Origin of the sequence: Halomonas sp. Mc5H-6 (genome assembly GCF_024124705.1) — a bacterium.
Classification (GTDB): Bacteria; Pseudomonadota; Gammaproteobacteria; order Pseudomonadales; family Halomonadaceae; genus Vreelandella; species Vreelandella subterranea.
On sequence record NZ_JAMXSI010000004.1, the window covers coordinates 1 to 13,804 of the forward strand.

The 13,804-nt window shown below is 56.6% G+C and carries 11 protein-coding genes and 1 rRNA gene; 3 read left to right on the forward strand and 9 right to left on the reverse strand.

Annotated elements, in window-relative coordinates; genetic code table 11:
- From NH395_RS07450 to NH395_RS07470, 5 genes are all read right to left on the reverse strand, one after another.
- Positions 1-218 (reverse strand): 16S ribosomal RNA (locus NH395_RS07450); the annotation flags it as partial.
- Between the two features lie 583 nt (positions 219-801).
- The gene (locus NH395_RS07455; protein WP_253023693.1) at positions 802-2,607 is read right to left on the reverse strand and encodes an acyl-CoA dehydrogenase C-terminal domain-containing protein; all 1,806 of its coding nucleotides are present in this window, start codon (positions 2,605-2,607) and stop codon (positions 802-804) included.
- A 232-nt stretch (positions 2,608-2,839) separates the two neighbouring features.
- On the reverse strand, positions 2,840-3,607 hold the full coding sequence (locus NH395_RS07460) for an SDR family NAD(P)-dependent oxidoreductase (protein ID WP_253023694.1): 768 nt from the start codon (positions 3,605-3,607) through the stop codon (positions 2,840-2,842).
- A 27-nt stretch (positions 3,608-3,634) separates the two neighbouring features.
- Positions 3,635-5,299: an AMP-binding protein gene (locus NH395_RS07465; protein ID WP_253023696.1), complete on the reverse strand. Its 1,665-nt coding sequence runs from the start codon at positions 5,297-5,299 to the stop codon at positions 3,635-3,637.
- Positions 5,300-5,455: 156 nt separating this feature from the next.
- Positions 5,456-6,055, reverse strand: a complete 600-nt coding sequence (locus NH395_RS07470) for a TetR/AcrR family transcriptional regulator (protein WP_253023697.1) — start codon at positions 6,053-6,055, stop codon at positions 5,456-5,458.
- A 125-nt stretch (positions 6,056-6,180) separates the two neighbouring features.
- Here NH395_RS07470 and NH395_RS07475 point away from each other — a divergent pair, with 125 nt between their 5' ends.
- Entirely contained in the window at positions 6,181-7,368 is a 1,188-nt protein-coding gene (locus NH395_RS07475; RefSeq protein ID WP_253023699.1) for an acetyl-CoA C-acyltransferase, read from the forward strand.
- 42 nt (positions 7,369-7,410) lie between these two features.
- On the opposite strand, the gene NH395_RS07480 is transcribed toward NH395_RS07475, so the two are convergent.
- Together NH395_RS07480 and NH395_RS07485 are read right to left on the reverse strand one after the other, a co-directional pair.
- Positions 7,411-9,099 (reverse strand): methyl-accepting chemotaxis protein, encoded by a 1,689-nt coding sequence (locus NH395_RS07480; RefSeq protein ID WP_253024024.1) that lies wholly within the window; start codon positions 9,097-9,099, stop codon positions 7,411-7,413.
- Positions 9,100-9,114: 15 nt separating this feature from the next.
- Complete coding sequence (locus tag NH395_RS07485) at positions 9,115-9,537, reverse strand: arsenate reductase ArsC (RefSeq protein WP_066319764.1); 423 nt, start codon at positions 9,535-9,537, stop codon at positions 9,115-9,117.
- Between the two features lie 156 nt (positions 9,538-9,693).
- Here NH395_RS07485 and arsH point away from each other — a divergent pair, with 156 nt between their 5' ends.
- Together arsH and arsB are read left to right on the forward strand one after the other, a co-directional pair.
- The gene (arsH, locus tag NH395_RS07490) at positions 9,694-10,413 is read left to right on the forward strand and encodes an arsenical resistance protein ArsH (protein WP_253023700.1); all 720 of its coding nucleotides are present in this window, start codon (positions 9,694-9,696) and stop codon (positions 10,411-10,413) included.
- Between the two features lie 13 nt (positions 10,414-10,426).
- Positions 10,427-11,497, forward strand: a complete 1,071-nt coding sequence (gene arsB / locus NH395_RS07495) for an ACR3 family arsenite efflux transporter (RefSeq protein ID WP_253023701.1) — start codon at positions 10,427-10,429, stop codon at positions 11,495-11,497.
- A 19-nt stretch (positions 11,498-11,516) separates the two neighbouring features.
- On the opposite strand, the gene arsJ is transcribed toward arsB, so the two are convergent.
- Positions 11,517-12,728, reverse strand: coding sequence for an organoarsenical effux MFS transporter ArsJ (arsJ, locus tag NH395_RS07500; protein ID WP_253024026.1), 1,212 nt, complete (start codon positions 12,726-12,728; stop codon positions 11,517-11,519).
- Positions 12,729-12,744: 16 nt separating this feature from the next.
- On the reverse strand, positions 12,745-13,776 hold the full coding sequence (locus tag NH395_RS07505; protein ID WP_253023702.1) for an ArsJ-associated glyceraldehyde-3-phosphate dehydrogenase: 1,032 nt from the start codon (positions 13,774-13,776) through the stop codon (positions 12,745-12,747).
- Positions 13,777-13,804 lie beyond the last annotated feature (28 nt).

A 13,804-nucleotide genomic window follows, 5' to 3' on the forward strand; every position in this document is an offset into this window, starting at 1 on the left:
CAATAGCGGGAGCCAAAGCCCCCTTTCTCCCGTAGGACGTATGCGGTATTAGCCTGGGTTTCCCCAGGTTATCCCCCACTACCGGGTAGATTCCTATGCGTTACTCACCCGTCCGCCGCTCGTCAGCGTCCAGCAAGCTGGACCTGTTACCGCTCGACTTGCATGTGTTAGGCCTGCCGCCAGCGTTCAATCTGAGCCATGATCAAACTCTTCAGTTTACAATCATTGCGGTTCTTACCTGCCACCCGAAGGCGACAGAAGCGAACCAAACTTGGCTCAAGGTTTTCAAACGTTCTCTCAAGATCCGAAGACCTTGGACGAGTCGCTTGCCTTGATATTTGGTGATTTATCACCCTCATCGGCAAGCGCCCACATGAATTACCTGATCACATTATTAAAGAGCGTTTCGCTGTGCTGTTTGACTGACCTAAAAGTGTCAAAAGCCCGACCAATCGTTGAACTGCTTGGCCTCAGCGAGGAAGACGTATTCTACGCACTTCCCAATGTTTGTCAATAACTGATTGGCGAAAATCGAGGCGGCGTGATATGACACAGTAACCACGCTCGCTTGCCTAACCTACTGACAAACCTGAGGTTTTACACCTTATCCACCGCTGGCAACGCTGGGCGTCCCCGGCAGCGGATGAGTACTTTACGGTGTTGCTGGCGGGTTGGCAAGAGGGTTTTAAAAATAAAAAGGCGACAGGTCTGATTCAAAGAACCAAGCCTGCCGCAAACCACCGATCAGAACGCCTGACCAGAGAGTGCCCGTTCGCGGCATGCGGCCGCGCTAACTGTTAATCAGATTTCAAACCCCAGACCGAAGTCCTCACTAGACATGGCCATCAGGCTACCCGCACCCGACTGGATCATTTCCGCGTGGGCCTTGGTACGCGGTAACAATCGTTGGAAATAGAAGCGTGCAGTGTTCAACTTCGCGGCATAGAAAGCCTTGTCTTCGCCCGCTAGAGACACCGACGCCTGCTTGGCCGCCCGAGCAAATAAGTACGCGAGCGTGACGTAACCGGTATACATAAGGTAATCAACGCTTGCCGCGCCGACTTCTTCGCGGTCCTGCATGGCTTTCATGCCAACGCCCATGGTCAGCTCACCCCATTCGGCATTCAGCTTGGCCAGCGGCTCGACAAACTCTTTGAGGTCGGGATTGTCGGCTTCTGCCTTGCAGAACTTGTGAATCTCCTTGGTGAACACCTTCAACGACTCGCCCTGGCTCATCAATACTTTACGGCCCAGCAGGTCGAGGGCCTGAATACCGGTTGTACCTTCATAGAGGCGGGTGATCCGCGCATCACGGACCAGCTGCTCCATTCCCCACTCTTTGATGAAGCCATGACCACCGTATATCTGCACTCCTTCGTTGGTACTTTCAAAACCGACTTCCGTCAGGAAAGCTTTGACGACAGGCGTCAAAAGTCCGAGCAGCGTCTCGGCACGGTCACGCTCTTCACCCGCCTGCCCATGCTCGACCACGTCAAGCATTTGTGCGGTGTACAGCACCAGCATGCGCCCGCCTTCAGCAAAGGCTTTCTGCGTGAGCAGCATCCGGCGCACATCGGGATGGACGATGATCGGGTCCGCTGTCTTTTCAGGGGCCTGCTTACCTGAGAGGCCACGCATCTGCAGGCGGTCGCGGGCGTAGCTGAGCGAGTTTTGAAAACTGGCTTCGATCAACCCCAACCCCTGGATACCGACGCCGAGACGTGCCGCATTCATCATGGTGAACATGCACGCCAGCCCTTTATTGGGTGGCCCTACCAGGTAGCCGGTTGCGCCGTCGAAGTTCATCACGCAGGTGGCGTTACCGTGAATGCCCATCTTGTGCTCTAGCGAACCACAGGTGACGCCATTGCGTTCGCCAGGATTACCGTCTGCATCCGGCAGGAACTTGGGCACGACAAACAGCGAAATGCCCTTGGAGCCTTCAGGCGCATCGGGGAGCTTTGCCAGCACCAAGTGAACGATATTCTCGGCAAGGTTGTGCTCACCTGCCGAGATAAAGATCTTGGTGCCAGTGATCGCGTACGCGTCGCCCGCAACGGGGACCGCACGGGTCTTGATCAGGCCGAGGTCGGTGCCGCAGTGCGGCTCGGTGAGGCACATGGTCCCCGTCCAGACGCCTTCAACCAGCTTGGTGAGATAGGCCGCCTTCTGCTCTTCGGTGCCGTGATGGCGCAGCGCATCCGCCGCGCCATGGGAAAGCCCTGGGTACATACCCCACGCCAGGTTCGTCGCGCAGATCATTTCCGAGAGCATCATGGCAAGCGAGGGCGGCAAGCCCTGGCCACCCTGCTCGGGGTCGGCAGCCAGACTTGGCCAGCCGCCTTCAACATACTGTTGATAGGCTTCTTTGAATCCTTTGGGCGCTTTTACCTCGCCGCCCTCTAACAGGCACCCTTCTTCATCGCCGCTCTGGTTAAGGGGCAACAGCACCTCGCGGGCAAAGCGTGCGCCCTCTTCAAGAATAGCGCTCACCACATCGGGAGAAGCGTCCTCACCGTTGGGCAGCGAGGCATAATGGGCGGGGTAGTCAAACATTTCGTCCATGACGAAACGCATGTCACGCAAGGGGGCCTGGTAGCTGGGCATGGCACTTCTCCTAAAACAGGGGGCTGAAAGCAACGAGCATTGTCAGAAAACGGCTTTCAAACACGTGTTTGAAAATTAGCGCGAGCCCACCCAGTAGTCAAGCAGTCGTTTTAATTTAGACGCTCAAATCGCTACCACTTTGGTCGCCCAACGGGCCTGTCATGCCTCAAAAAAATAAAACCTGCCGACGAGAACGCCGGCAGGCCATCTAATTAGCGGATGAATAGGGCATTTACTGCATTCGAATACCACCGTCCAGCCGAATCACTTCTCCGTTCAACATCGGGTTCGTAATAATTTGCTCTGCCAACTGGGCAAACTCTTCTGGCTTGCCCAACCGTTTAGGGAAAGGAACGGCAGCGGCCAGCGCCTGGGCGGCTTCATCAGGTATTTCGCTCATCATGGGGGTTTCGAACACGCCGGGTGCAATGGCCATGACGCGAACGGCATGACGCGAAAGCTCCCGGGCAGCAGGCAGGCTCATACCCACAACACCCGCTTTGGAGGCACTGTATGCACACTGCCCCACCTGCCCGTCAAATGCCGCTATGGACGCCGTATTGATGATCACCCCCCGCTCGCCGGTCTCATTCGGCGTGTTTTTGGCCATCGCGGCCGCCGCCAGACGCATGACATTGAAAGTACCGACGAGATTGATATTGATCGTTTTGATATAGCTTTCCAGGTCAGCGGGGTTGCCCTCACGGTCAACCAGCTTGGCAACACTGACAACGCCCGCGCAGTGAATGACACCCGAGAGCCCGTGCTCGCCGCCCAATGCGACGGCGGTATCAACTGCCTGCTGCATCTGCTCTTGGGACGTGATATCCGCCAGGCATGCACTGGCGTCTTCCCCCAATTGTTCTGCATGGGACTGGACACTGTCGCTGAGGTCGCACAAGACGACGCGAGCACCGGCAGCCACTAAGCGTTCTGCTGTCGCAGCGCCTAAGCCTGAAGCAGCGCCGGTGATTAAAAACGCATGATCCTTCACCTGCATGGTCGTGTTTCCCTGTCATGAAAGTCGTTATTGGCTCAAGTTGACGTCTTCTGCTGCTTGAGCGCGCAACTTGAAGCGCTGAATTTTGCCGCTCGGTGTCTTGGGCAGTTCGTCGACAAATTCGATGACCCGGGGAAATGCATGGGCCGACAAACGGTCTCGCACCTGTTGACGAATTTCATCCGCCAGGGCTTCGCTTGCCTCGTAGCCATCACGCAACACGATGTACGACTTGATCACTTCGCCCCGAATCTCATCCGGCTGGCCAACCGCGGCCGACTCCGCCACAGCAGGGTGTGCCATGACGCTGTTTTCGACATCGGTAGGGCCCACCCGGTAACCGGAGGTCGTGATGATATCGTCATCACGGCCAGCAAACTGAAACGACCCGTCTTCGTTGCGAATCACCACATCGCCCGTCAGGTAATACCCCTGCACGAAAGGATCTTTTTCCTGCCAGGTGTAGCCCTGAAAAAAGTGCGCGGGGGACTGCTCGATATCCACGGCCAGAACACCGGGCTCGCCGGGCAGGAGCTCGTTATACTCGGCGTCCAGAATCGCCAGCCGGTACCCTGGCATGGGCACCCCCATGCCACCGACATGCTTGGGGTGATCCAGGGCATGGTGGTTATTGCACGTCATCCCGGTTTCGGTTTGTCCATAGTGGTCCATCACCGAACAGCCCAATGACGTCTCCACCCATGACACTACTTCGGTATTGAGCGGTTCGCCTGCTGAACTGGCGGCACGTAACTCAAGCGTTTGATGGGCGTCGTCAAAAAGGCCTGACGCCTTCATCAGCCGATAGGCCGTTGGTGCTGCAGCGAAGTTGGTAATGCGGTGGCGCTTCATGAACTCAAGCGCCCCTTCGGCACTGAACCCTGCTTCGCAGAAGTGGGTCGTGACCCCCAGAAGCAATGGGCCCGCAATGGCATAGTAAAGGCCGTATGCCCAGCCGGGGTCGGCCATGTTCCAGAAGCGATCCTCCTCGCGAAGGTCGACTGCCAACTCCATGTAGAGGGCAAATGCCGTCATACCGGAAAGCGGGACGGCAACCCCCTTTGGCTTGCCCACCGTCCCGGAAGTAAACATCTGCAGGAAAGGTTTATCCGCAGACAGGCGGGGCGGCTCGCCGCTCATTGACGTATACGTCAACGCCGTTTGCCAATCATGGTCGTCGGGATGCTCCCGGGTCGGCCCACCGACGGCCAATACCGGTGGGCACTGGCCCAAGCCATCAAACTTGTAGCGGTTCGCATGATCGGTAATGACAAGTCTGGAGTCAGCCCGCCCCAACCGATAATCCACTGCATCTGGGCCAAAGGCAGTGAATAGCGGCTGGTAGACCGCGCCAATACGCCAGGTCGCCACCACGGCTACCAGAAGCGCCAGCGAACGGGGGAGCATACACGCAATGCGATCCCCCTCGCCTAGTCCTTGAGATTGAAACCAGCCCGCCAGCTTGGCGCTCTGCTGATCGAGCTCTTTATAGCTAAGCGTGTGCGTGGCGCCTTCCAGATCCTCCTGCACCAGAGCCAACACCTCGCCCCTGCCAGCACGGACATGACGCCCACAACACGCCTCAAAGGCGTTTAAATAACCATCCTGATGATCGTCAAGTTTGGCGATGACGTCTCCGATGGAAAACGAATCAAGGTAATCCGAATAATTGGGGCATGATGTCGCAGTCATGATGGCTCTCTTGGGTATTGTTGGTAGTGAGCATCGGGTTACGCAGGTGCCGACATTGTTCTTATCAGTTTACGTTAACGGAACCCTTTGAATAAAACCACGCTAAAAGCAAACACGAAGAAGCGCAAGCGAGTCGAAGCATTTACTGGTTATACGTTAGTCGTGAGCGGCCAGGGAATCACCCTGTTCACGCTGACGGGCCATGATCATCGCGACCAGTTCATCGGCCAGGTCATCCGGTGTTCTGGGGCCATCCGGGTCGTACCAGCGTACCGTCCAGTTTAACGCGCCCAGTACAAAGCGGGAGACAAGGAAGCGATCCCCGTGAATCAGCCCTGCTGCCAAGGCATCATCGATCACCGCCACCCACAGCGCTTCGTACGCATCGCGAAGATGGCTCAGATGGGCACTCGCCGCAGGCGCTAGCCTTCGCCATTCAAACAGTGCGACCACGTGGGCATTGCGATCGGTAAACAGTGTTTCGAGGTGTGCTCGCGCCATCGCACGCAGACGCGCTTCGGGGTCATCTGCGCAGTCATCGAGCGCCCGACGCGCAATCAACAGCGCATTGTGAGTGCCTTCTTCAATCACAGCCGCCAGGATTTCCTGTTTATCTTTAAAATGGTGGAACAAGCTACCGGACTTGATCCCCATTTCCTGCGCCAGCATGCGCACCGTGGTACGGTCGAAGCCTTCCTGGACAAATAGCTGAGCCGCGAGGCGTGTTAATTCCTTGCGACGAGGAGATGCATTCATTACATTCATGTCGTTCACACTAGCGCTTGCTTGGTTACCTCGGAGAAGACCACAGCACCGGCAACGGGTCAACGCATAGCGCACCTCTCAGCGAGATAATCACAATAACCTTAATGGAGAACACCATGAGTAACGCTAAAGACATCGTGTTTCTGTCGGCAACACGCACCCCGATGGGCGGCATGATGGGCAGCCTGTCGAGCATGAGCGCTCCCGAGCTGGGTGCGATTGCCATCCGCGCCGCGATTGAGCGTGCCGGTATCGACCCCACGACAATCGAAGAAGGCATCATGGGCTGTGTACTACCCGCTGGTGTTAAACAGGGCCCGGCGCGACAAGCCATGCGCCAGGCAGGTATCCCCGATGCCAACGGCGCCACCACCATTAACAAGCTGTGTGGCTCGGGAATGAAAGCCGCCATGCTGGCCCACGACCTGATCAAGGCAGGCAGCGGCGATGTCATCCTCGCTGGCGGCATGGAGTCCATGTCCAACGCTCCCCATGTGCTCACCAAGGCGCGCAGCGGTTATCGGTTAGGCCACGGAGAGCTGAAAGATCACATGTTCCTGGATGGCCTGGAAGATGCAGAGACCGGCAAGCTGATGGGTGTCTTCGCCCAGGATGTTGCGTCTCAGCGTGGCTACACCCGCGAGCGGCTTGACGATTTTGCCATCGCCTCCCTCGAGCGCGCCATGGCGGCTACCAATGCGGGACACTTAGATGCCGAAATGGCCGCCGTCACCGTCAGCTCGCGCCATGGCGAGGCCCTGGTTGAACATGACGAGCAGCCCTTTCAGGCCAAACTGGATAAAATCCGCCAGTTGCGCCCTGCCTTTGCCAAAGAGGGCACCATTACCGCCGCCAACTCAAGCTCGATATCGGACGGCGCGTCGGCACTTATCCTGGCGAGTCAGGCAGCGGCAGATCAGCACGGCCTTAAACCGCTGGCACGCATGCTGGGACACACCACCCACTCACGCCACCCGAGCGAGTTCACAATTGCCCCGGTGGGCGCGATTGAAAAGTTGATGAAAAAGCTGGATTGGCGCGTTGAGGACGTTGATCTATTTGAAATCAACGAGGCCTTTGCCGTGGTGACGCTGATGGCGATGGATGACCTGGGCCTCCCCCACGACAAGGTCAACGTCTTTGGCGGCGCCTGCGCCCAGGGCCACCCGATCGGCTCAACCGGCTCACGCGTTATCGCGACGTTAATCCACGCGCTGCGCACCAAAGGCGGCAAGCGCGGTATTGCAAGCCTGTGCATCGGCGGCGGCGAAGCCACGGCCGTCGCCGTCGAGTTGATGGATTAGCCACCGCCCCCAGCGCATGATCATTTCACTGCGCTGGCCCCCCTAGGTCAGCGCCAACACTTCGTGTGACGAAACCCGATCCCGGCCACTTGATGAATCGGTAAGCGCTTCCGAACTTTCCTCTTGTGGATCAGACATTGGCGTCTCTTTTTCTACACCCGACGTCACTATCTCGCCGGTCACCTTGAACTGGCCGGCGTATTCGCGCATTTGCGAAGCTTCTTCTGACAGCTCTGAAGAATATTGAGCCGCTTTATTGACCAGTCGCATGGTATCTTGCGTGGTGGTTTCGATATTGCCAACCGCTTGATTGACTTCTTCAATCCCTCGCCGCTGCTCCTCGGACGCATGCGCTATTTGCGTCATTAACCCATCTACGTAGCTGGCGGCATGCATGATAGCGCGAGTTCGCTCACCGGCCTGTTGGGATAGTACGCTACCTTGCTGAACACTATTACTTGATGCCTCGATACGTGTTCTGATCTCACTGGCCGCATTAGCACTACGCGTTGCCAAAGCACGCACCTCACTGGCAACCACCGCGAACCCGCGCCCGTGCTCACCGGCACGCGCCGCTTCTACGGAGGCATTCAGCGCCAAGATATTGGTCTGAAAAGCGATGCTTTCTATCATCTTGATGATGCTTTGAATCTCCTCAGAGTGATCATTGATGGCTTCCATCGTCGCGACAAGCTGGGAAATGACTTCGTCACCCTCTTTTGCTTTCTGGGAGACATCTGTTGTCGACTGACTGACATGGTCTGCGTTTTCCGCGTTTTGATTAACCGTCGCGGTTAGCTGCTCCAGACTCGCCGCAATTTGCTGCAATGCAGAGACTTGCGTATCCGTTTGGCTGGTCAATCGCTCATTCTGTTCTGTCATCTCCTGGCTGTTGCTATATACCTGCTGACTGCTGGCAGCAAGGCGGTTGACCGTCGCTGTCAGTGAGTCCTGCATGCTGGCAAGCTCGCTGAACAGTTGCCCAATCTCATTGTTCGAATGCGCGTTTACTGGAGCAGACAGGTCACCTTTGGCAATGCGCTGAAAGTGCCCTCTGATATTTTTTAATGGGCCAAGCACATTCCTGCGCACGCCCCAAACGACAAAGCCCACCACTACCAGTGCCGCGATGAGTACCGCTACCACGCCCCAGAAGAGCAATGAAGACACTTGATCGAAGCGTGCCAACAATCCATTACCCCGTTGAGCGGATGCTTCGAAAAAAGCTTCGACACTCTCTACAAAATGCTCACTGCTCTCATCCACCCGCGACTCACCCGACAGAAAGCCGGACACATCACGCTCATCAAGCATCATCATTTGCAGGCTGAGATTGTTGTTAACAAAGGATTGAAAATCATTTGTTAACTGATCAACCAGGGCCTGTTGGCTCGGCGCAATACGACTCGATTTAAATTGTGAAAAATGCGCTTTCGCCGATTCAAGCAACTGGTGTGCCTCTTCCAGCAACGGCTCGGGACGATCAAAAGAAGGGGTTCGAATGAGCTCCGCGGCACGATTCATCTGGATACGAGCACGCAGCAACTCACTATAAGCGCTGTTGAGCTCACTGATTTGTGCCATATCGCGCTGATGTAATGACGTGAAGGCATCCCGCCCAAACTGGTTGGCAAATAATCCAAGCGCTCCGATAAGGAGGATCAAACCGCTAAACGCCGCCAAAACCAGCATCCAGCTCATTTTGACGCTTAGGTGATTAACAAGCTTCATCACGACCCGCCTCATTCAAAGTTGTTTTTGGGACTCGGGTAGCAAGAGCCATAGCTGCATACGGCGCCGAATCTCTTGAAGTGCCTGTTCGTAAGCGTCCAGCTTGCTGATCAAACGCGGGTCGCGAATATCCCAAAACAGCTTTTCACCCGCTGCCCCTTGCCATTCACGGCAAGCCTGTTGGGCTTTGTCACACAGCACAATGACGTAATCAAAGCTTTCGTTTTCAAACTCATCCAATGACTTGCTGTGCAGCCCTTCAATGGAAAGCCCCTGCTTGGCGAGCGCTTCAAGCGTCAGTGCATGGGGTTCATCCGGCTCAGTGCCCGCGCTGAACGCATCAAAGCGGTCACCGGCCATGTGACGAAGCAGCACTTCGCCCATTAGCGAACGTGCCGAATTGGCGTTACACAGGAATAGCACGCGGCGCTTTGACATAAATAAACGACCTCTTATCTAGTGATTTAGCAACACATTACCCAGCCATCATGACGACATTGTTGCAGCGATAGCGACGCCGGTAGAAATATATGGAAAAACATATATCATAAAGGGAGTGCTTTTCGACACGACATCAATAAGGAAACCGCTTACATGACCCCGCTGGACGATTTACCCAACCTGGACGCGAACCTCTTTGAAGTACCCAACCCCGAGGGCCTGGGTCTAACGGCAGGTAATACCCAAGCACCTAAGATTCTGCTGCTTTATGGCTCCCTTCGTGAACGTTCGTTTAGCCGTTTGGCAACGGAGGAAGCCGCTCGCCTGCTCAACGCCATGGGCGCTGAAACAAGAATTTTTGACTCCAGAGGATTGCCGCTGCCGGATACCGAGGACGCCAGCCACTTCAAAGTTGAAGAGCTGCGCCAATTGGCCCAATGGTCAGAAGGCATGGTGTGGTGCTCTCCCGAACGCCACGGCGCGATGACCGGCATCATGAAAGCGCAGATTGACTGGATCCCGCTTGCATTGGGTGGCGTGCGTCCGACCCAGGGCAAGACATTGGCGGTAATGCAGGTATGCGGCGGTTCGCAGTCCTTCAACACCGTCAACCAGCTGCGTATTCTGGGCCGCTGGATGCGCATGCTGACGATCCCCAACCAGTCATCAGTGCCCAAAGCCTTCATGGAGTTTGATGATAACGACCGTATGAAAGCCTCCCCTTTCTACGACCGTATCGTGGATGTCATGGAAGAACTGGTGAAGTTTACGCTACTCGTGCGGGACCGCAGTGCGCTGCTCACCGACCGTTATTCAGAGCGCAAGGAAAGCGCCGAAGAACTCTCCAAGCGGGTTAACCAGCGCGCTATTTGATCAGGAGCTTTTCATGTCAGCAAAGCAGGATACGTCATCGCCCTCCACCGCCGAGGGCATGGGTTTATTCGAGCGCTTTCTCTCGGTATGGGTCGCGCTTGCCATTGTGGCAGGCATCTTGCTCGGGCAGCTTGCCCCGGCGATACCGGAAACGCTTTCACGCCTTGAGGTAGCCCAGGTCTCCATCCCTATCGCGGTACTCATCTGGGCCATGATTTTTCCCATGATGGCGCAAATTGACTTCACCGCCATCGCCGGGGTTCGCCGCCAACCCAAAGGGCTAACCATCACCACGGCCGTCAATTGGCTGATCAAGCCCTTCTCCATGTTTGCCATTGCGTGGCTGTTTTTCATGGTGATCTTTCAGCCATTTATCCCTGAAGCGCTGGCCAGCCAGTATCTGGCGGGTGCCATTCTGCTGGGCGCCGCACCGTGTACCGCCATGGTGTTTGTATGGAGCTATCTTACCAGAGGGGACGCGGCTTATACCCTGGTGCAGGTAGCTCTCAACGACCTGATCATGCTGTTCGCCTTTGCCCCCATCGTGGTCTTCCTGCTGGGGATCTCTAATATTCAGGTGCCCTGGAACACCGTCGCCCTATCGGTCGTGCTGTATATCGTGATTCCCCTGGCAGCAGGCTATATCACGCGGCAGAGCTTGATTAAAAAACACGGTGCCGAGTGGTACGACTATGTCTTCATGAAGCGCGTTGGCCCGATCACCCCGGTTGGCTTGATCATTACCCTGGTGCTGCTGTTTGCCTTCCAGGGCGAGGTGATTCTGAACAATCCGCTGCATATTGTGCTCATTGCCATTCCGCTGATTATTCAGACCTTCCTGATCTTCTTTATCGCCTACGGTTGGGCGAAAGCCTGGCGCGTCCCCCACAACATTGCCGCTCCCGGCGCGATGATTGGCGCCAGCAACTTTTTTGAACTCGCGGTCGCGGCCGCCATTGCGCTGTTTGGCATGCAGTCAGGCGCGGCACTGGCAACGGTCGTCGGCGTATTGGTCGAAGTGCCGTTGATGCTGGCACTGGTAAGAATCGCCAATAAGACGCGCCAACGCTTCATAACGCCATAAAGCGAGAAAACATGGTTTGCTATGCCACTTGCTTAGGCAACGCCAGCGCCATCACCGCGCTGGAAGCCACCAGCGCAGCGGCGACCCACAGGCAGGCACTCAGCCCATAGGCCATATACAGCCAGCCGGATAGCAGCGTGCCAACCAACCGTCCCATGGCATTGGCCATATAGTAAAAACCGACGTCCATGGAAACGCCGTCGGCACGCGCGTAATGCACAATCAGATAGCTGTGCCAGCTGGAGTTAATTGCAAACAGCACGCCAAATGCCAGTAAGCCGACGACCAGCCAACCGACCTGCGCCAAGGGCAGCATGGCCAACATGATCGCCAGCACCGCCAATGCCGCTGCCCAGCCTGCGGTAAGGGCGCGCGCATCGCCCTTGATCAGTCGCGTGAGCTTGGGCGCCTGGGTTTGCACACCGCCGTAGCCAATAATCCATACCGCCAGCAAACCGCCCACTGTCCAGTGGGTCCAGCCATGCTGGTCATATAAAAATACCGGTAGCGCCACCACAAACCACACATCCCGCGATGCGAACAGACAGAACCGCGCCGCTGACAGCACGTTGATGGCACGTGATTTCGAGAAGATTTCGGAAAACTTGGGCTTTACCTTTTGACGTCCCAGATCCGCCCTCAAGCGCCATAGGGAGAGCAGCAGCACCACGCCCAACATGACGGCCATGACCACCACGGCACCGCGAAAGCCAATCAACGTCAGCAACAGGCCGCCGACGAAAAAGCCCAAACCTTTCAGGGCATTTTTAGAGCCGGTGAGCATGGCGACCCAGCGGTAGAGCGAGCTGTTGGCGTTGGCACTCTCTTTAGGTACCAGCACTTTCACGGCACTTTTGGCGCTCATCTTGTTGAGGTCTTTGGCGATCCCGGAAAGCGCCTGAGCCGCCATGACCCAGGCGACGGTCAGCAAGCTGGCAGGCACCATCAACATGGCGAGCGCAATAATCTGTAGCCCAAGCCCGACGTTCATGGTGCGATTGAGGCCCAGGCGCGCCCCCAGCCAGCCGCCTACCAGGTTCGTCACCACACCAAAGGCTTCATAGAAGAGAAACAGCATGGCGATTTCCAACGGCGAGTAGCCCAGCTGGTGGAAGTGCATCACCACCAGCATGCGCAGCGCGCCATCGGTAATCGTGAAGGCCCAGTAATTGCCCGTTATCAGCATGTACTGGCGCACTTCAAACGGCAGTGCCTTTACACGGGCCCGCATCTTCAACAACGCAGATTCAGCCACGTTCCACCTGCTCGCCACCTACCTTCAGGGCCAGCTCGGCGGTACGGTTGGCATAGCCCCACTCATTGTCGTACCAGGCGTAGAGTTTGAGCTGTGTACCGTTGATCACCATGGTGGAAAGCGCATCGATAACCGAACTGCGCGGGTCGGTACGGTAATCGATCGACACCAGCGGGCGTTCTTCATAGCCCAGAATGCTGGCAAGCGTGCCTTCAGCGGCATGCTTCAATGCCTGGTTGACTTCCTCGGCAGTGACCTCGCGCTCCAGCTCGAAGACCATATCGGTGAGCGACGCGTTGGCCAGCGGCACGCGCACGGCATGGCCATTAAGTTTGCCTTCCAGCTCAGGAAAGATCGCCGTAATGGCTTTAGCAGAACCGGTCGTGGTGGGAATCAAGCTCATACCGCATGCGCGGGCACGCCGCAGGTCCTTATGCGGGGCATCCAGGATCGTCTGTGTATTGGTGATGTCGTGCACGGTGGTCATGGAGCCATGGCGGATTCCGAAGCTTTCCTGGATAACCTTGACCACCGGTGCCAGGCAGTTGGTGGTACAACTGGCGGCAGTGACAATCTTGTGCTGAATGGGGTCGTAAAGGTGGTCATTGACGCCGACAACCACGTTCAACGCACCCTCGTCTTTCAGAGGCGCACTCACCACCACCCGGGCAACATCCTGATCAAGATACGGTTGAAGCTGGGCAGTATTTTTCATCACGCCCGAACACTCGATAACCACCTCGCAACCGGACCAGTCGCTATCCACGATCTGCTTGTTGGCGCTGAATGGGATCGCATCGCCGTCGATCACGATGGCCTCCTGGTTAGCGGATATCCCTGCGCCCGGTGACCAGTGGCCATGCACGGAATCAAACTCGAGCAGGTGGGCGAAGGTCGCTGCATCACCACCAGGATCGTTAATGTGGGCCAGCTCCACTTCACCCGCTTCTACCCGTGGCCACAAACTTCGCAGCGTGAGCCGGCCAATGCGGCCGAACCCGTTGATACCGATACGTAGTGCCATGGTAGCCTCCTAAGCGTTTTGTTGCGCA